This window comes from Candidatus Symbiopectobacterium sp. NZEC135 (assembly GCF_025962695.1).
Window position 1 is genome coordinate 1 of record NZ_JAGFPF010001542.1, and the last position, 513, is coordinate 513.

Sequence of the window (513 nt, forward strand, 5' to 3'; positions counted from 1 at the left end):
AGCGCGCTCTCACTGCCCCAACCGTTGGGATCGATCCAGTACCCTATCCCCATGAGAATCGCGGCGGCTGGCAACGTCGCCACAGGTACCATCAGCGCACGGCCTACCCTTTGTAAATAGCTAAGAACACTCACATTATCCTCTCTCTCCCGCCAGGGGATACCAAACTGCCCGTTAAACCCATTCACAGCAGCCATCCCATTCAAGGCGGCTTGTGCTTGAAGTGTAAAAAAAATAATTCGCCACGCAAATTAATCCCTAGCATTCTGTGACAGAACGCGCAAAACACCCGCATATTAAATCATTATACCTATCGATTAACTCACCTTATTTCAAGATAAAAAAAAACAGGCTAGACTAACTAATAACCTGTCTTTATCATCCAGACAGCAGCAAATTGGTTCACTGGTTTTGGAACGCTTATCCGGAGATTTATGTATGAGACTTATTCCCGTAGCCACATCAGAGCAGGTAGGCAAATGGGCGGCACGACACATTGTGCAGCGCATCAAT

2 protein-coding genes are annotated in these 513 nt (G+C 47.2%); one reads left to right on the top strand and one right to left on the bottom strand.

All coding sequences use genetic code 11. The annotated features are described in order from the left end of the window. Window positions 1–188, bottom strand: a 188-nt coding sequence (locus J5224_RS35260; protein ID WP_264629419.1) for a hypothetical protein, incomplete at its 3' end; no start/stop codon positions are given. Window positions 189–438: 250 nt separating this feature from the next. Here J5224_RS35260 and J5224_RS35265 point away from each other — a divergent pair. Beyond that, window positions 439–513, top strand: a 75-nt coding sequence (locus J5224_RS35265; protein WP_264629418.1) for a hypothetical protein, incomplete at its 3' end; no start/stop codon positions are given.